Genomic DNA, 18,281 nt, shown 5'->3' on the forward strand with positions numbered 1-18,281 from the left:
TTTGTAATAAATTTTGTGTTACTGAATAGACATTTATTAGCCATAACGGCTAACTAATTTTAGGTTTGAGCGGCATTGACCGTTACAATGTAGAATATTCTCGGTTAAATGAAAGCATTGTGAAAGTCTCCGAATTACAAAACATTATAGATCACTTACCCAAAGATTCCGATCCGGATATTGTTATTGGTGAGACATGGCTGCCCGAGCGTTTGGTGAATACCAACCTAGACGGCGACATGCTATTTCTTGAATTCGATAATGCCCCTGAAGACAATCAAGGGGATGAAGAAGGCCGTGGTTTTGTTGAACACGAAATTGCTATGATTCGTGAAAAACTGGAGCAGGTGTTAGACGACACATCCGATACCAGAACAAAAGCTGATGCCCTATTGGCAATATTTCTAATGGGCCATGAACTTTCTAGCTCGGAAGTTATCGAAGTTCTTGAATCAACAGAACTTGAATCAACAGAATCGGAATCAACAGAGCTTGAATCAGCAGAATCCGAAATGACAGAGCTTGAAGCAACCCAGCATGAAACCACAGAGCCTGAGATTGCAGAGCATAAAACAACAGAGTCTGACATAGCTGAGCTTGAAGAGCCAAAGCTTGAAACCACGATGCATCAAACGGACAAGCTTGAGACCTCTATTCCTCAAACGGAAAAGCTCGAAACAAAACAACATCACGACGACTAGCCACCAACGATTTTAGGTACCGTATTGAAACCCTCTACGACATCATCTCTTCCCTTGTTACTCGCCGGACCCATTTTAAGAAAAACGACTGCAACTGAAGTGGTACTTTGGTTAGCCACCAGCTCGCCACTCACAGGCAGAGCTGAGCTTTATAAGAGCGAAACAAAGCTTACTCGCGAAGCTGTTCTCACTTGTAAAACAGGTTTTCCAAACGAAAAAGATCATTCTGACGTAGAGCAAGACCAACCGTTTTATACCTCATCGCTTGAAGAACATGATTCGATTCAAATCGGTACACATGCGTGGGTGACGCTCATCCGCTTACAAGGTGAGTTTCCGACTAATACGCTTCTTGAATATGACATTCACACAGAGTCAGGTTCACTAAAACAGCTTGCCCCTCATCTTGTATACAAGGGGAAATCTCGTGTTGAATTCAAGATATCGACCTCGGCTGATTACATTCTTCATGGCTCTTGCCGTAATCCACATCATCCAAGCAAAGACAGCCTAGTCGCAGCCGATAACAAGATTGCCGCTCAAACCGTCGCTGAAAGACCCGATATGCTGATGATGAGCGGCGATCAGATCTACGCCGACCATGTGGCAGGCCCAACACTTGATGCTATTCAGCAGGTGATTCAGCTGCTTGGCCTAATGGGTGAGAGCTTACCGACTGACTCGCAAATTAAGCAGATCAACAGTAGTGACGCTCTGTATAACAGCGAATATCACTTATATCAGCGTCATCAGTACTTGCCGCACCACACCACTTCAGAATCCATGATCGATAAGTTCTTCCCGAATCGTGGTGTGCCGATTTTTAGCTCTACCAATTGTGAAAACCACTTGGTCACGCTATCTGAATTCATCGCGATGTACTTGTTGGTTTGGTCTCCTACACTTTGGCAATGTGTTAATCGAGAGCGACTCATTGAGAATGATTTCACTCAAGGTGGACGTCAATTAACACCAACTGAACAGCAACAGTGGCGTGACGAAAGCGTTATCATGGATGATTTCATTGCTGGCTTACCGCAAGTACAACGTCTGTTCACGCATATCCCGACTTACATGATTTTCGATGACCACGATGTCACGGATGATTGGAACCTTACTGTGGGTTGGGAACATGCGGTCGACCAAAATCAGTTCGCGACTCAAGTGATTGGTAATGGCCTCGCGGCTTACTGGATGTGTCAGGGTTGGGGTAACAAACCGGAGAGCTTCGACGAAACGTTCATCGAGCAAGCAAAACAGCTTTTTGCTGTTCAAGTACGTGCCACTACAGAAATGCATAATGAAACTGTCGATACCAATACTAATCACCCTGTTAGCAATATCGAGCCAAACAAGCATCGAGCCTTCATTGAGATGCTGAGTCGCTTTGAGGAGTGGCATTACACAATAGATACTTCTCCCAAAGTCATTGTGCTGGATACCCGAACCCGTCGCTGGCGTTCGGAATCTCGTATGAATAAACCTTCAGGTTTGATGGACTGGGAGGCCTTGATTGAATTTCAACATCAATTGATGCATCAAGATAAAGTCGTCATCGTTTCAGCTGCACCGATGTTTGGCGTGAAGTTTATTGAAACTCTGCAAAAGATGGCGACCACAATTGGCAAACCATTAGTGATTGACGCTGAAAACTGGATGGCGCATCCGGGCAGTGCTAATACGCTGATCAGTATCTTTACCCATACCAAAACACCGACCAATTTCGTGGTACTTTCTGGTGATGTTCACTACTCCTTTGCCTACGATATCAAGCTTAGGTACCGCCGAAATAGCCCAAACATTTATCAAATCACCTGTAGTGGCATTAAGAATCAATTCCCAGCTTCGCTGCTTAAATTCTGCGATGTGTGGGACAGATTATTGTATAGCCCGCGCTCAATTCTGAACTATTTCACCAAGCGAAAACGCTTAAAAATCGAAAAACGAAGCCCTGATAATCAGACCTTCTATCGCCTTTCAAACCGCAGTGCGATTGGTGAATTAAGATTAGATAGCGACGGTAAACCGCAAGCGATTACGACGTTAAGTGGTGATGGAAAAGTGACACGTTTTCCAGAGCCTGATTAATAAATTGCTCCCTATCGCTCGCGTATCCGTAATGTCAGTTTTAAGTAAAGACGCTTGCGATCACACTCCGTAGGCCCAATAGTAATAATATTCACTATAACTGGAATGCTCTTATGTTTAACTCACTTACCTCGTTATTTAAACAATTAGTTGACGGCTCTGATTTAGGCAAAACGCCCACTGCCTCACCTAACTTAGCCATCGCCAGCTTGTTATGCGAAGTCGCTGGTGCAGACCACGCGATCAACGAATCAGAGCAACAAGCCAAACTGCACTTACTTCAGCGTTTACTGAATATAACCGAAGAAGAATCAAAAGCTTTATTAACACAAGCTGAGCCTCAAGTTGAACAATCTGTTTCTCTGTACGATTTCACTTCTCAACTGCGAGAGCTTTCGCAGCCGGTTCGCATAGACTTAATCAAAGCTATGTGGGAAGTCGCGCATGCGGATGGAGAGATTGACCCACTTGAAGATTCAGTGATCCGCAAAACCGCAGAACTTCTTTATGTTGACCACAAAGACTTCATCAAAAGTAAGTTGAGCGTTTTAGGCGAAGATTAGATTCTGAAATGATTAGTTTGAGCATAAATAAAAAGCGACGGGCTAAGAAACCCGTCGCTTTTTTTGAATGGATAGCACTGAAAGCTAGAAGAATAAAACTGAGAGGCTTTAAAATTCAGCTACAACAATTTCGTTACAACATCGTTAATGTCAGCTTCGCAAGATTATAAGCATCGACATAGCCGGAGTGCTGGCGGCCTTCCCACTCGATGTCTTTCGCTTCTTGAGCCGCACGATGACCAATGCGTTTTTCTTTCAATCTATTTTGAATACGATAAAGCGTTGCGATGTTTAAAAACTCGCTAAATGGTGGCTCAATGCCTTTCTCTATACACTCTTGGTGTAAGATAAGGTCATCACGCCCCCATGCTGCATAGATTTTTTTCGGACCACCGAAGTTTTTAATCATCGACTTGATGACAGATTCTAATGGACGCCCTTGCTTTTCGATTTTACGAGGTGTAATGCCCGTTAGCTCGGCGCAGAACAGAGAAACTTCGTCTTTCTCTGGCTTAACGTAGTATTGTGCTCGCTTCACGATAGTGCCAGATGCTAGGTCAATCTCAGCAAGACCAACTTCAATGATCTCCCCTGTTGTTCCCACACCGTCTTCGCTCCAACAGCACATTTCCAAATCGAAACATACCACTCGATTGTGATTCATACGTCGCCTAATTCTCTCGTCAAAAATTTTTTGAAATTGTACATCAGCCCAATACAGAACTCGACCCTAGTTGCATCAAGTGCTCATTTAGCCTGCAATTGTCACTCGATTTCGACCATTTGACTTACTTAGGTACAACATACTATCGGTTTTTTGAAGAAGTTCTTCGATATCTTCTTTACTGCGGATAGTAGCACCGATACTTAGAGTACAACTCAAAAGTTGACCTTTGTGCTCGCAGCAAGAATCACTTACGCTGTGTAAAATACATTCAAGGTAAAACTTCAAAGCTTCACGATCGGAAATGCTTGATATAATACAAAACTCATCGCCACCGACACGGAACAAGTTGTCCCCTTCTTTTAAGTTCAATGAAATCTGTTTAATCACATGCACAAGCAAGGCATCACCAGCAGGGTGGCCAAATTTATCGTTGATACCTTTGAATTTATCGATATCGAATCCGATGAGAGTGAAAGACTCACTACGCTGAATTGTCTTGTCGAGGATTTTGTTGAAAGCGCGTCGGTTGTATATCTCTGTGAGGCTATCATGGTTGGCAAGAAAGCGAAGCTCTTTAGTTCTTTTATCAAGCATTCTAGACAGACGATCTTTTTCTCTGATTTGCATATTAACAATGTACGCAAGCAACAGTGAGATCGTGGTACCCACCAATGCGATACCTGCTAAAACCACATAACCATAAAATGATATGCATGAGCCGATCTTGTAGTCGATCTTCCAATCGCGATTAGTCAGAGCCAAAGTCTTTGTTATCTCGTGACCAAAGACTGATTCATAACCTTTAGTCTCAAATAATATAGGTGAATCTTCCGCTTCAAAGCCAGTGTCAGTGACACGAATATAGACATTCATATCCCCTACAGCCGAAGCTAACAGATTTTCAAAGTAATAAGTTGTACGAACTACACCAATCACAACACCGAGTAAATTGTCACTTTCACCATCAAACACCGGGTGATAAACCAACATGCCACCCTTTGGTGTTTCTTGATCTAAGCCATCTTGTATTAGGCGTACCTTGTCAGAAACATTGGCTTCGCGAGTTTGTTTAATGTTGTCTATAACTAAATTAAAACGCTCTCTAGATGAATAAAAACCTAATACTTTATTATTCGCCTCTGTGTTTGGGTAAACGTCAGTTGCAATGAAAGCAGACTCGCCACCTAAGACATAGCCATACGTTTTTTCTTGGTGTTTTGGGATGGTAAACAACTTGAAGAATGGGTATTTTTTTTCCATCTCTTTTGTATATGCTGTGATTTCATCAGCCGATACTTTTTGCATCCACTGCAAGGCAATTAGACTTTTTGAATGGGCGATGGTTTGCTTTGCAAAACGGTCGAAATTACCCCAATTATCTTGATCGTTAGAATAGAAAAAATTAGCGCCGGAACCGATGTAAGCCACATCATTATTGATAAACGCTTCAAGACTCAGAGTCTGATGCGTTGCAAAACTATTCAAATTCGTTACCAGTGCACGCTGCTGATTTAGCGCGACAAACACAAAACACAAAACAGTGATCAAAAAACCGACCGAGAATACGACCAATGGGAGAATTTTTCTCTTCATCCCTATTAGTGGGTCAGTGGTGTCAGGCATAAGGGTTCCAAATGGGATAAAGTGAGCAGAAAGTATATAACGGAAGGGAATAATGCTCCATTCATGTTTAGTCCTAAAAATAACATTAAACGGGCATTTTCTAAATTTTGTTGAGGTCTATTAACAATACCCTGACAAATCTAGACTAATTTTCAAGCGAACACACCAAAAAACCATTTGTTTGAAAACATTAAATACCACTCTTAAGCCTTGAATATGCTAGTATCCACCCATATTTATAGCTTGAAAGCGACCGTTTCAGCCTAGTGCTACCGAGTTTCTTTCCAATCTGTATATTCCTTTAAACCGACGAATATACCGTTAAATCAATTTTAAAGAGAAATCACTATGATCGTTGATTTGAACCTAATCCCACAGACGTTTGATATGCTTCACGCAGGCCTAACTGCATCAAGCGTTTTACTACTGCTAATCGCCGTTTCTCGTAAAACCCAAGTGGTTGAGAAAGTCGTAGAAAAACCAGTAGAAAAGATCGTTGAAGTTGAGAAAAAAGTTGAAAAGATTGTTGAAGTTGAGAAAGTTGTAGAAGTTGAAAAAGTCATCGAAAAAGTTGTTGAAGTTGAATCTAAGCTAGCAACTGCCCCGACTGACTCTGCAATGCAACTACTGTCTATCATGCAGCAAGAAGCGCGTTTAATCGACTTCCTAAAAGAAGACCTAACGTCGTTCTCTGATGAAGAAGTTGGCGCAGCAGCTCGTGTTATTCACACTGGCGGTAAAAAAGTGTTAGCCGATTACGTGACGCTTTCTCACATCCGTACTGAAGATGAAGAAACGCGCATCACTATCGCTGAAGGTTTCAACCCACAAGAAGTTCGCCTAACAGGCAACGTAACAGGCAACGCGCCATTCAACGGCACGCTAGTTCACAAAGGTTGGAAAGCAACTGACATGAACCTGCCAAAGCTTGCTGAAAACTACGATGCATCTGTGATTGCACCGGCAGAGGTGGAGCTATAATGGAGCACCAAACTCAGCCATCATCGCACGAGTCATCTGCACAGACACATTCACAAGACCAAGCGCCTAAGTTCAGTATTGGTATCGATTTAGGTACCACACACTGCGTTTTGTCTTACATCGACACAACCAATGAAGACGCTCGCGTTGAGGTGATGCCAATCCCTCAACTAACGGCACCTGGTACAGTAGAAACTCGCAGCCAACTTGGCTCGTTCCTATACCAGCCGCACGAACATGAAATGAATGCGGGTTCTCGCGTTCTGCCTTGGTCTTCTGAGCCTAAAGCACTGGTAGGCGCTATTGCGCGTAACCTTGGTTCTAAAACCCCTATCCGTTTGGTAGCAAGTGCAAAATCTTGGCTATGCCACGGTGGCGTGAACCGTCGTGATGCTTTCCTTCCTGCAGGTAGCCCTGAAGAAGTTGAAAAAGTATCTCCGCTTAAGACAACTGAGTTGTACCTAGAGCACCTTAAAGATGCTTGGAACCACGCTAACCCAGAACACAAACTGGCAGACCAAGATGTAACGATCACCGTTCCAGCTTCGTTTGATCCTGCGGCTCGTGACCTAACAGCTGAAGCTGCGCGTAATGTTGGTTTCACTCACCTAACGCTTCTTGAAGAGCCACAAGCGGCTCTTTACAGCTGGATTGATAACAGCAACGACACATGGCGTGATGAAGTAGACGTTGGCGACATCGTTCTTGTTATCGATATCGGCGGTGGTACAACCGACCTTTCGTTAGTTGAAGTAACTCAAGATGACGGTAACCTAAGCCTGAACCGTATCGCAGTAGGTGAACATATCCTGCTTGGCGGCGACAACATGGACTTAGCACTCGCTTACCGTCTGAAAATGAAACTGGCTCAAGAAGGTAAAGAGTTAGCGCCTTGGCAGGTTCAAGCAATGACTCACGCGTGTCGTGATGCGAAAGAAGCATTGCTAAACGATGCTGAACTGCAATCTGTGCCGATCGTTGTTCCAAGCCGCGGCTCTAAGCTGCTTGGCGCAACACTGAAAACAGATCTGACTCAACAAGAAGTACAACAAACATTAGTTGATGGCTTCTTCCCACAAGTGGCGGTAACGGATCATCCGGTACAGAAAACTCGTGGTGCACTGACTCAGATGGGTCTGCCTTACGCACAAGATGCGGGTATCACTCGTCATATTGCTGCATTCCTTTCTAAGCAAGCCAATGCGCTTTCTGGAAGTGGCGAAGCCGCTCAACAAGATTTCAACCCGTTTGCAAACATGCCAGGTATGCCAGGAGCAGAAGCGCAAGCGCCAGCGGCAGACTTCATCAAACCAACAGCGGTACTGTTCAATGGTGGTGTTCTAAAATCGAACCTACTTGCTGATCGTCTATCAGATACGATCAATGAATGGCTAATTAACGCAGACGCTGAATTTGCTAAACAGCTTTCAGGTTTAGATCTAGACCTAGCGGTTGCAAGTGGCGCATCTTACTACGGCGCAGTGCGTCGTGGCCAAGGCGTTCGTATCCGTGGCGGTATCGCATCTTCTTACTACGTAGGAATTGAAAGTGCGATGCCAGCAATCCCAGGTATGGCTCCTCCAATGGAAGCGCTGTGTGTTGCACCATTTGGTATGGAAGAAGGCTCAAGCGTTCAAGTTCCTAGCCAAGAATTCGGTCTAGTGATTGGTCAGCCAGTACACTTCCAATTCTTCGGTTCTACGACCCGTCGTGAAGACGTAGCGGGTACGCACCTTGATCATTGGGCACCAGAAGACCTTGATGAACTTCCTGAGATTCAAGTGATACTGCCAGTATCTGAAGGTCGCCGTGAGGGTGAAGTGGTTCCGGTAACCCTAGCCTCTCGTGTTACTGAACTCGGCACGCTTTACCTAGAAGCAATTGCTGCTGATAACGGTCAGAAATGGCACGTTGAGTTCGACGTTCGTGAAGATACGAATAGCGACTCAAACGAACAAGCATAATGAATCAACGGCACCTTAACGGGTGCCGTTACTTTATCAATGCGATTCCCTACAGCAAGTATCAACAAGCTAGGGAATTTAGTCTTAAACAATATAATTTTAATCTATAGTGATGGGATTCCCGGCTCTGTCGTACCTCCTTCTCGGGAATGACGTTTACGAACAATAATAAGACCAAGACTATCCATTAACTGGTCATCACTTTGGCAGAATAAGGTTTTGTATGGCATCTCCTCGTTTTTTAGTCGGCATTGACTTAGGCACAACCAACACTGTGGTTGCCTACTGTGAAATCAACGACGACCTACAACATGCTCCCGTTTCTCTTTTCGATATTGACCAACTCATCGGCCCCGGTGAAGTGGTTCGTAAACCGCTACTTCCATCCTTTCGTTACCACCCAGCACAAGGTCAAATCTCCCCTTCTGACCTGACAATGCCGTGGGAACCAAGCCCCGTAGAAGGCGATATTAAGAACGTTATCGTCGGAGAATGGGCTCGCGAACTGGGCGCAAAAGTTGAAGGCCGCCAAGTATCCAGTGCTAAGAGCTGGTTATCTCACCAAGCGGTTGATCGTAACTCCGACATTCTGCCTTGGGCAGGCGCAGCTGATGTCGATAAAGTATCGCCGGTTGTTGCGAGTGCAAGCTACCTGAACCACATCCGTCAAGCATGGAACTACCGCAACCCAAGCAATAAGCTTGAAGACCAAGACGTTGTGGTAACTGTTCCTGCTTCATTCGATGAGACAGCACGCAAGTTAACCCTCGAAGCGGCAGAACTGGCGGGTTTAGGTATGATTCTGTTACTCGAAGAGCCGCAAGCCGTTTGTTATGACTGGTATGCACGTCACCAACAAACCGCAGCAGACGAACTTCAACAGATCCCGCTGATTCTAGTGTGTGATGTCGGCGGTGGTACCACCGATTTAAGTTTGATCGAAGCAAGCTTCAACTCAAGCAATAGCGATGACCAAGAACTCGCACTCGACCGTATAGGCGTTGGTGAGCACTTGATGCTCGGGGGTGATAACCTCGATTTAGCCCTTGCTCACCTTGCAGAGCAACGCTTCAATCAAAACAAAAAGCTGAATGCCTCAAGCTTAACCAAGCTTATTCAACAGACTCGCGCCGCAAAAGAGAGCCTGCTTTCTGCTAATGCGCCAGACGATGTGAAGATCACCATGCTGGGCAGCGGTTCAAAACTGCTTGGCGGTACCAAGAGTATTGGTTTAACCAAACAAGAAGTTCATCAGATTGCTCTGGAAGGTTTCTTCCCACTTTCTGAGTTTGCTGAAGTGCCAGACAAGCGCCGTAGCGCGGTGGTTGAGTTCGGCCTACCCTACGCAGCAGATCCAGCGGTAAGTAAGCACGTTGCCGAATTCTTAGCGACACACCAGCAAGTATCAAAAGCGGCACTAGAGAAATCTGGCACAATCGAATTTGATGAGACAAAACCAGCGATACCTGTCGGTGTGCTACTCAACGGTGGTGTGTTCAACAGTGAGCTTGTCACTGAACGTATTACTCAGCTATTGGGCAATTGGAACGGCGCACCAATAACCGTCTTAGATAACCCTCACCCTGACTGGTCTGTAGCCCTTGGTGCAGTAGCTTTTGGTAAAGCACGCCGTGGTGCACAACTGAAAATTGGTGGTGGTGCTGCCCGTTCTTACTTCTTGCATCTGCAAGAGAAGAACAAGATGGGTAAAGCGCTTTGTCTGCTTGCCAAAGGAACCGAAGAAGGCCAAGAGATACGCTTGAACAGCCGTCGTTTCTCACTGACTTTGGGAGAACCTGTACGATTTAATCTTCTGACTTCAACACACGATCAAATTGCTCATGACACCGCAATTCAAAATGGTGTGATGGTCAATGTGGACGCCGACTTGTTCTCCCCTCTTCCACCGTATATTTCTACACTGGAAGGTTCAGGTACTGCAGAGCTTCAAGCCAACCAAAAAGAGCGTGTTGAAGTATTGCTTGCTTGTCAGTTAACCGAAGTCGGCACACTGAAAATGGAGTGTGTGAGTACGGAAGATGACTCAAAACGTTGGTTGCTCGAGTTTGAAGTCAGAAACAAGCAAGGCGATGAGTCCGATAACTCTAAACTTCATCCAAGGCTGGATGAATGTAAGGAATTAATTTCTCGTCTTTACAGCGGCAACAAGAAAAGTGCTGAATCTAAAGAGATCAAAACGCTAGCCAAAGATCTTGAAAAGCGACTCGGTAAACGCGATGAATGGGACTTCACGACCCTTCGCCATCTGTTTGATACCTTCTCATTAGGCCGTAAACGCCGTCGTCGCTCTGAAGCACACGAGAAGAACTGGCTACGTCTGGCGGGTTATTCGCTGCGACCTGGCTTTGGTGACCCGACAGACTCATGGCGTATTGAGCAAATCTGGGGGCTCTACCAACAAAACATCCAATTCCAAAACCATCAAGGTTGGACAGATTGGTGGGTGTTCTGGCGTCGTGTTGCTGGTGGCCTGAATCAAGAGCAGCAAGAGACCATCTTGGCTGACATCGCTAAGTACCTTCATCCGGGGGCAATGAAAAACCCTAAGACAGCCAAAGATGCGCAAGACAATGGTTATGAAGCCATGGTTCGCTTAGCGGCGTCACTTGAGCAACTCGAAGTGGAAGACAAGGTTCTATTGGCGACTTGGTTCTTAAGCAAAGCGATTAACCATAATCAGTTTGAACAGGCTCACTGGTGGGCTCTGGGTCGCTTAGCGTCTCGTACACCGTTATACGGAAGCCAACACAGCGTCATTCCAAGAGAGCAAGCAGAACAGTGGTTACCAAAGCTGCTTGACCAGAATTGGCAGAAAGAGCAGATGATTGCCTTCGCGGCTGTGATGATTTGTCGTAAGACGGGCGACCGACAGTTCGATATCTCTGATGACTACCGTGCTCAAGTTCTTGAAAAATTAAAGCAAAGCAAGGTACCTGATTCATGGCTAACACTAGTGAGTGAAGTTACCGAGCTTTCTGAGAGCGAGTCTAAGCGCGTGTTTGGCGATGCATTACCAAGCGGGTTAAGCCTGATTAATAACTAGTTTCTGGATTCATTAGATTGGAGCACTAACTAGTAAAGAAAAAGCCACTTTCGATTCGTTGAAAGTGGCTTTTTTACTGGTGGCTTAAGGCTGGTATGTTTAGTCGACTTATCGCTTCTTGGTTAAGAGCCTTAGCCGTATTGCAGTTCATCATTGTTAATGTTTCGTTCCTGTTGGGTTGATAGGAAAATCCGTATTTTCATAAATATCAGATAGCTTTTTCGGTTTCTTCTCTTTAGCTCCCTTGTTCGATTGATTATGAGTTTCGCTTAAAAGCCACGCCTCATGCATTTTTGCTGAATCCAAAAACTCTGGATCCTCCATTGCTTCCTTGCGAAGTTTATTTACACGTTCGAGAGTATCCCAAATCATAATACTTCACCTCCACTAAGGCAGTAATATAAAGATAGCTCATACCCATAAAACTTCAACTAACCCAATGAGATAGCGATCTCACTTTCGAAAAATACCAGGTCTGGGCTAGTGGAAACCCGCATCAGGAAACAACTTCACGTGGTGTGTGTTTCACACCGATCTTCGACGATCTTTAAGTACAAAAAAAGCGAGCTCAATGCTCGCTTTTTGTCTATCTATCTGTTGATCGGATCGCCAACACTGGCTCGATTAAATCACACAGAACTTAAGCACGGTTACCGATTTTCACCGTCCCATTTGTCGCAAACCAAAGTGCTTCTGAACGACGGCGACCTAGTAAGATAGGGCCATCATCGTAGAACAAAAAGTTTTTCCAGTGTTTCTTAAAAACTGACCACTTAGTTTCTAGAATGTTATATTTTTCATAACAAAAATAAACAGTTACGTCATCTTGCCAATCAATGAAGTTAAGGATTTCTTCTGGCATTTCAGGCTCATCGGCTTCCCAATGTGCCATCCAGCTGATCTCCTCATTCCAGTTAGATGCTTTGCTTGGCCAGTCTTGCGAACTGAGTCTTTCTGCATCTGGGCTTTGAGGGCTCACGTTCTCTTTCCAAAACTGTGATGCTCTCGCCTGTGTCATTGGCTTAATCTTTTCCAAATCCTCAGCCGGCAGTGGCATTGACTGATGAGTGAAAATCCATTTTCTTTGGTATTCGTCCAAAGTTGTATATGACATCAAATTTCCTCAAATATCTTCTCAGGCTTATGGATTTACCATGCCTATATGTTCTTTCGATGCAGCGATGACTTCATTTTGTTTATGTTCTCCGCTGGATCTAAATTCATTTTTTCACGCTCATAGCGAGCGTTTATCTTGCCAGTTTGGGTTTACCAGTGCCGTTAACACGTGATCTTCCCATTTACCGTTAATCTGTAGGTAATCTTTGGCAAAGCCTTCTTGAACAAAACTAAGATGCTCTAATACACCCGCACTACGTTCGTTGTGAGGCATGTAGCCCGCCATTAAGCGGTGCATGTTCTGCACATCAAACATGTAGTCTTTTGCCATGCTCAAGCCTCTTCGCATGTAACCATGACCCTGTGCGCTTTCACTTAAAGAGTAACCTACATTACATGCGTAGAACGGAAAACGAGACAAATTGCTGAACGATATCGTACCTAACATTTCGTTAGAATCAGCATCAATCAGTAAACAGTAATAACCGAGCCCCAATTTATGAAGTTCGTTTAACTTCATCAACCGCTGCACCCAATCTGCTCTGTCAAAGAAAGCATCTTCTCGAGTCGGTTCCCAAGGCTTAAGGTACTCTCTGTTAACCTGAAAGTACTCACTGATCATGCATGCATCATAGATCTCAGCCGTTCGTAAAATCAGGTTTCCATCACGCTTATAAATACGTTCAGGCGTACTCGAATCTTCCATAGTCTTGTTCTTATTCTTTTGTCTCGTTGTTACGTCACTGCCTCACTCTTACCGAATTTAGCAGTCTAATAGCATCAGCTCTTTCTAATACCATAATCGCGAAGTTTGTTCGCTATTGAGGTGTGAGAAACATTTAAACGTTTTGCTAACTTACGGCTTGATGGGAATGACTGATAAAGCTTCTCTAGAATCTGAGATTCATAGTCTTTCATGATCTCGTCAAGCGAGCCGTCTAAGCTTAAGTTTGCCATTCCAGCAGTCATAGTATCAAGTTGTGGTAAATGAAATTGCTCAACGGTTAACGTATCAGAATCTAGCTCAGTCAAGGCGCGAAGTACCATATTGTCTAACTGACGAATATTGCCCGGCCATTGGTAGTTACCTAATTGGTCGATTAGTTCTTGAGTTAGTTTTGGTTTTAACATTCCTAGCTGTTGTGCGTATTTCGCAACAAACAATTCCAATAAAGGGGCAACGTCATTAGAACGTTCTCGCAAGGCCGGAATCGATAGAGTCAAAACATTTAGACGATAGAACAAGTCTTCACGGAACGAACCTGAATCGGCTAATTCAGATAAGCGATGGCGTGTTGAAGCGATAATACGAACATCGGCGTGCATCTCTTCTTCTTCGCCAACACGTCGGAATGAACCATCTTGAAGGAAACGCAGCAATTTTATTTGCAGATGCGGGCTCATTTCGCCAATCTCATCTAAAAATACCGTGCCGCCATTGGCTTGTTCGAAAATGCCTTTATGACCTTGTTCATGGTTGAATGAACCCGGAGCATGTCCAAATAATTCCGTTTCAGCTACGTCATCAGGCATCGATGCACAGCTTAGAATCAAGAATGGGAAAGACGATCGATTCGAGCGGTTATGACACGCTTTTGCCAGCATCTCTTTACCTGTACCCGTATCGCCTTCAATCAGAAGAGGTTGATCCAACATAGCCAATTTCTTAGCTTGGCTGATCAAGGCTTTGTGACGGTTAGAGACACCGACAAAATGTTCAAAGCCTAGGTTGTTCTGTTCTGGGATCGCATCTGGCGAGTTCATCTCTTGGTTACAAGAACGAATCGTCATTACTGCGCTGGCCAGTACTGCTTCGTTGACATCACCACCAAGATAAATAGGCAGGATTTCAATAGAGAAATCTAGGCCATCTAGCACCACGACTTCGCGATGACGCGTTACATCGCCTTCAATCCAACGAGCAAAATTGAAGCTAGGAACGAACGTTGCTAACGGTTCGCCAATGACTTCGTCTTCTTGCTTATTAAAGAGGTTCAGTGCTGCGTGGTTCGCCATGTCGACTGAACCTTTAAGGTCCATCGCGATCACAGGATCAGGGAGGTTTGCGAGCAGAGCAATTAGCTCAGTATTATGCCTTTCACTCGGCATAAATTGGATTTTACGTACATCCCTCACACCTAAAATTCGGCGAATCTCAGCCATAAGTTCACTAAAAGCATCAAAATTAATATCCGGGCAATTTAGGTAAATAATACCTTTAACATCAATTTCGATTCCTCTTAAATCAATGCTTTTTGAGGCCAAGATATCGAGCAACTCACGCGTTAAGCCGAGTCTGTCTTCACACAATACTTCAAGACGCACAAATAGTCCTATTATAGGTGTCAGGATAAGTTGACAGTAGTGTGGATTAAGCTCTGAGTTCAGTCAAGAAGAAGAGTAAACATATGTTTACTCTTCGCTCGCAAATCACTCAATTTCCTACAATTTATTGAAACGAAATTCGTTTTATCTTTAAACCTCTATTGATAAGAAACCCACCTCAATTGACAAGACACTCACTTTAATTGATAAGCAACTCTCTTTATTTGAGGGTAATGCGCTTTATTTCAGAAAGGACGGCTTTGCGAAGGTCTGATAGTTTTACTTTTCGCTCGTTATGCCAAGGCATAGGGCGCAACAATGTCATGGCTTTTAAGCCCAGTCGCGCGGTGAGGATACCAACACCCAGCCCTTGCCCTGCCCGAGCTGAGACTTTGCCAGCAAGATCCATCGAGACTAAGTCCATGCTTGCATCAATCGCCAACTCACTGGCACCGGCGGCTGCCATGTTGATTAACACCAATTTGAACAACTTAATGCGTGACCAGTAGCCAAGCTCAATGCCATACACATCAGCAAGCTTGTCTATCATTGTGAAATTACGCCATGCCACCAGCAACATATCAGCAGCAGCCAATGGGCTTACCGCAACCAAAGCTGCGGACTCCGTGGAAAACTTAGTGACAATTTGAGTCGCCACTTTGTCTTGCTGGGCGACAACGAGTGCATCATACATATCCAACACTTCGGCATCGCTGTGTGCCGGGTTAATGCTGTTTCGCCACTTATCGTACGAAGGAGACTCAGCGATAATACCGCCCTGCTTGGCAATGTTTTCACAGAACGCTTTACCCTTGCCGACACTTTGGCTTTGCAATAGCTCTTCACTCTGCTCTTGAACGCTGAAATGATCTTTCAATGAACGCAGCTTCCATAGCTCTTTACCTATTGCGCCTAAACCCAATGAAGCAATAGCTGCAATAAAACCTGCCCAACCTAAAGCTAGCCAGTCAGCGGATTGAACAGCAGTAATGACAGAGTCAATCGCTTGCCAGCCCACTAAACCGGAGAAAGCGATAACTAAGCCAGTTCCAAACCACTTCTTCTTTTTGCTCGGTCGAATCACTTGTTCCAGTTGCTGCTCAGCGTCACCATCAAGGTCGGTTTCCACTCGTGGTGCAACGGGTACAAACTTTTCTTGTTCCGCAAATAGCTTTTGAGCACCCAAATCTGGGGTAACTTCATTATCATCAGGCTCATCGAACGAGGTCTTCATCGGTTCATCAAAGATCTGTTTTGTTTTTAATTCACTCATTTTGATTGCCTCAATTACTTCAAATTGTCGCCAATGAGATACTCTAAAACCTTGTCGACTCTTAGATGCTGACAAGGCTCGTCAGAATGCTGCTCCAACGGCCTAAAGCTCGTGAAATCAAATTGGTTGGTTTCCCAATACTGTTTATTGGGCAGTTTACGTGGCACCTCACCCGGATACATAGTTTGTGGTACGTTATCCAATGTGACACCTTGCAATGCAGGAACATTGTTTGAACCCGATGAGATATAACCCGCACTGGTCGCTTGAATAGACGCGATGCTCATGCAACTCATGTCGATGTGTTCAAACGCCGCCTGTTGCCAAGCAGGGTGTACCATCTGCTGTAACAGCGATACCAAGTTCGGATGTTGATCCGGTGTCACGTGATCAGCCTTAGTGGCAGCAAACAAGATCTTGTCAATCTTCGGCGCAAACAAGCGTCTTAGCATATTGCTTCGACCATACTTAAAGCTCTTTAATAGCTGCTCTAATGCGCCACGCATATCCATGAAAGAGTCATAGCCCGCATTGAGCGGCTGTAAGCAATCGACCAGTACGATTTGTCTGTCGAACGTCGCGAAGTGATTCTTGTAGAACGCTTTCACGACCTTTTGTTGATACTCTTCATAACGCGCTTTTAAAACCGCATAGTTACTCGTTTTAGAGAACTTGCCCTCAGGTGCGATGCAGGGGAAAAATTGCAGAACAGGCGCACCTTCAAGCTCACCCGGCAATACGAATCGACCCGGTTGTACCCAATGCAGTCCGTTGTTCTTACAAGTATGAAGGTATTGGGTGTAGCTATCGGCAACCGCGACCAGTTTCTTTTCATCGGCTTCGGCTAACAAGTCAACGTCACCAAGCATTACGTTCCACTGTTGCGAATAGGCTTCTCGTTCGCCTTTTAGCGCCGCGAATTGAGACTGGCTCCAAGTGTCGAAGTCCATATCCAGCAAAGGTAAATCAAGTAGCCACTCTCCCGGATAATCAACAATATCGAGATAAAGGGTGCTGTTTTTACTCAGTAGCTTTTTCGCGCCCTTCGCAGGCTTATATTTGATGGCTAGACGAATCTCACTGACATCGCGTGTCGGCACTGGCCATTCTGGTGGCTGCGCATTCAAAGATTCCATCGCTTCATCATAAGAGAAACGTGGGATCATCATGTTGTGTTGAGGTATGCGCTTAGCGCCAATAATTCTTCCGTCTCTCGCTGATGCAAGTAGAGGTAAATTTTTGTGGGTAGACGTATGAAGAAGCTGATTAACCAGCGAAGTAATGAATGCTGTCTTACCCGCACGAGAAAGTCCCGTGACCGCTACTCGAATGTGAGAGTCCGTTCCTCTGCTGATAAAGTCACTCATTTCTTGAGTTAGGTGTTTCATTTGAACGACTCCGTGATAGTTAGGCTAACTGGTTAAGATAATAAAGAGCTAAGCCTATGTTCTTTCCCTATTGGGATAGTTTGTATGCTTTTGCTTTTGCTTGAGCTTATGTTGATAAGTATGCAATACACATTCTTAATGCTAGATGAATAAAAGCCCCTGACTACGTTCATAATCAGGGGCTTCAGAATTTGTCTGCGATATCCGACTCTTAATCGTCTTCAATCAACTTGTAGATAACAAACAGTGCAATCTCTGCAATTAACCAAAGCGCACAAGTAATCGTCACGTATTTATTATCAAAGATACTAATCCCTTTCAAGATCAGGTCGTAGCCAACAAAAGCACCAATCACCACTGCCAAGATAATCTGTAGGATCTGAATAAAACGAGGCATTCCTCTCTCCTATGTTCTTATATCAAACTATGTGTTTATCACTATATCATTGATAATATGACAAAAGTGCAGATAATGCTGCACTTTGTCTTTAACTTTCTGTCAAAAATTGCAATTCAAACACTGAAGTT

The 18,281-nt window shown here is 44.5% G+C and carries 15 protein-coding genes; 6 read left to right on the top strand and 9 right to left on the bottom strand.

Annotated elements, in window-relative coordinates:
* The first annotated feature begins 119 nt into the window (after positions 1-119).
* From OCV44_RS08240 to OCV44_RS08250, 3 genes are all read left to right on the top strand, one after another.
* Complete coding sequence (locus OCV44_RS08240) at positions 120-701, top strand: VC1380 family protein (protein WP_139684850.1); 582 nt, start codon at positions 120-122, stop codon at positions 699-701.
* 24 nt (positions 702-725) lie between these two features.
* Positions 726-2,789, top strand: coding sequence for a metallophosphoesterase family protein (locus OCV44_RS08245; protein ID WP_139684851.1), 2,064 nt, complete (start codon positions 726-728; stop codon positions 2,787-2,789).
* A 113-nt stretch (positions 2,790-2,902) separates the two neighbouring features.
* Entirely contained in the window at positions 2,903-3,352 is a 450-nt protein-coding gene (locus tag OCV44_RS08250) for a tellurite resistance TerB family protein (protein ID WP_065678714.1), read from the top strand.
* A 133-nt stretch (positions 3,353-3,485) separates the two neighbouring features.
* On the opposite strand, the gene OCV44_RS08255 is transcribed toward OCV44_RS08250, so the two are convergent.
* Together OCV44_RS08255 and OCV44_RS08260 are read right to left on the bottom strand one after the other, a co-directional pair.
* Positions 3,486-4,016 (bottom strand): 3'-5' exonuclease, encoded by a 531-nt coding sequence (locus tag OCV44_RS08255; protein ID WP_139684852.1) that lies wholly within the window; start codon positions 4,014-4,016, stop codon positions 3,486-3,488.
* A gap of 87 nt (positions 4,017-4,103) precedes the next feature.
* The gene (locus OCV44_RS08260) at positions 4,104-5,642 is read right to left on the bottom strand and encodes a sensor domain-containing diguanylate cyclase (protein WP_139684853.1); all 1,539 of its coding nucleotides are present in this window, start codon (positions 5,640-5,642) and stop codon (positions 4,104-4,106) included.
* 348 nt (positions 5,643-5,990) lie between these two features.
* Between OCV44_RS08260 and OCV44_RS08265 the strand changes: the two genes are divergently transcribed.
* The 3 genes from OCV44_RS08265 to OCV44_RS08275 all read left to right on the top strand — a co-directional run bounded on the left by OCV44_RS08265 (position 5,991) and on the right by OCV44_RS08275 (position 11,651).
* Entirely contained in the window at positions 5,991-6,623 is a 633-nt protein-coding gene (locus tag OCV44_RS08265; RefSeq protein WP_139684854.1) for a DUF2760 domain-containing protein, read from the top strand.
* Positions 6,623-8,587: an Hsp70 family protein gene (locus OCV44_RS08270; RefSeq protein WP_139684855.1), complete on the top strand. Its 1,965-nt coding sequence runs from the start codon at positions 6,623-6,625 to the stop codon at positions 8,585-8,587. The genes OCV44_RS08265 and OCV44_RS08270 overlap by 1 nt, the downstream gene beginning before the upstream one ends.
* Before the next feature lie 223 nt (positions 8,588-8,810).
* Positions 8,811-11,651, top strand: a complete 2,841-nt coding sequence (locus OCV44_RS08275; protein WP_139684856.1) for an Hsp70 family protein — start codon at positions 8,811-8,813, stop codon at positions 11,649-11,651.
* A gap of 156 nt (positions 11,652-11,807) precedes the next feature.
* On the opposite strand, the gene OCV44_RS08280 is transcribed toward OCV44_RS08275, so the two are convergent.
* The 7 genes from OCV44_RS08280 to OCV44_RS08310 form a co-directional block, all read right to left on the bottom strand.
* Entirely contained in the window at positions 11,808-12,023 is a 216-nt protein-coding gene (locus tag OCV44_RS08280; RefSeq protein ID WP_139684857.1) for a hypothetical protein, read from the bottom strand.
* Between the two features lie 268 nt (positions 12,024-12,291).
* Positions 12,292-12,765, bottom strand: a complete 474-nt coding sequence (locus OCV44_RS08285; RefSeq protein WP_139684858.1) for a DUF2947 domain-containing protein — start codon at positions 12,763-12,765, stop codon at positions 12,292-12,294.
* Between the two features lie 120 nt (positions 12,766-12,885).
* Entirely contained in the window at positions 12,886-13,473 is a 588-nt protein-coding gene (rimJ, locus tag OCV44_RS08290; RefSeq protein ID WP_139684859.1) for a ribosomal protein S5-alanine N-acetyltransferase, read from the bottom strand.
* A gap of 74 nt (positions 13,474-13,547) precedes the next feature.
* Positions 13,548-15,092 (bottom strand): transcriptional regulator TyrR, encoded by a 1,545-nt coding sequence (gene tyrR / locus OCV44_RS08295; protein ID WP_139684860.1) that lies wholly within the window; start codon positions 15,090-15,092, stop codon positions 13,548-13,550.
* Positions 15,093-15,312: 220 nt separating this feature from the next.
* On the bottom strand, positions 15,313-16,365 hold the full coding sequence (locus OCV44_RS08300; protein ID WP_139684861.1) for a YcjF family protein: 1,053 nt from the start codon (positions 16,363-16,365) through the stop codon (positions 15,313-15,315).
* Positions 16,366-16,379: 14 nt separating this feature from the next.
* Entirely contained in the window at positions 16,380-17,753 is a 1,374-nt protein-coding gene (locus OCV44_RS08305) for a YcjX family GTP-binding protein (RefSeq protein ID WP_139684862.1), read from the bottom strand.
* A 211-nt stretch (positions 17,754-17,964) separates the two neighbouring features.
* Positions 17,965-18,150 (bottom strand): hypothetical protein, encoded by a 186-nt coding sequence (locus OCV44_RS08310; protein ID WP_004734731.1) that lies wholly within the window; start codon positions 18,148-18,150, stop codon positions 17,965-17,967.
* Between the last annotated feature and the right edge of the window lie 131 nt (positions 18,151-18,281).

The sequence above is a fragment of the Vibrio tasmaniensis genome (genome assembly GCF_024347635.1).
Taxonomy (GTDB): Bacteria; Pseudomonadota; Gammaproteobacteria; order Enterobacterales; family Vibrionaceae; genus Vibrio; species Vibrio tasmaniensis.

What these genes read in the sequence shown, in the direction of transcription:
- OCV44_RS08285 (WP_139684858.1), bottom strand. Translation starts at nt 12,765, where the DNA reads ATGTCATATACAACTTTGGACGAATACCAAAGAAAATGGATTTTCACT.
- OCV44_RS08265 (WP_139684854.1), top strand. Translation starts at nt 5,991, where the DNA reads ATGATCGTTGATTTGAACCTAATCCCACAGACGTTTGATATGCTTCAC.
- rimJ (WP_139684859.1), bottom strand. Translation starts at nt 13,473, where the DNA reads ATGGAAGATTCGAGTACGCCTGAACGTATTTATAAGCGTGATGGAAAC.
- OCV44_RS08275 (WP_139684856.1), top strand. Translation starts at nt 8,811, where the DNA reads ATGGCATCTCCTCGTTTTTTAGTCGGCATTGACTTAGGCACAACCAAC.
- OCV44_RS08250 (WP_065678714.1), top strand. Translation starts at nt 2,903, where the DNA reads ATGTTTAACTCACTTACCTCGTTATTTAAACAATTAGTTGACGGCTCT.
- OCV44_RS08260 (WP_139684853.1), bottom strand. Translation starts at nt 5,642, where the DNA reads ATGCCTGACACCACTGACCCACTAATAGGGATGAAGAGAAAAATTCTC.
- OCV44_RS08310 (WP_004734731.1), bottom strand. Translation starts at nt 18,150, where the DNA reads ATGCCTCGTTTTATTCAGATCCTACAGATTATCTTGGCAGTGGTGATT.
- OCV44_RS08255 (WP_139684852.1), bottom strand. Translation starts at nt 4,016, where the DNA reads ATGAATCACAATCGAGTGGTATGTTTCGATTTGGAAATGTGCTGTTGG.
- OCV44_RS08300 (WP_139684861.1), bottom strand. Translation starts at nt 16,365, where the DNA reads ATGAGTGAATTAAAAACAAAACAGATCTTTGATGAACCGATGAAGACC.
- OCV44_RS08280 (WP_139684857.1), bottom strand. Translation starts at nt 12,023, where the DNA reads ATGATTTGGGATACTCTCGAACGTGTAAATAAACTTCGCAAGGAAGCA.
- OCV44_RS08270 (WP_139684855.1), top strand. Translation starts at nt 6,623, where the DNA reads ATGGAGCACCAAACTCAGCCATCATCGCACGAGTCATCTGCACAGACA.
- OCV44_RS08305 (WP_139684862.1), bottom strand. Translation starts at nt 17,753, where the DNA reads ATGAAACACCTAACTCAAGAAATGAGTGACTTTATCAGCAGAGGAACG.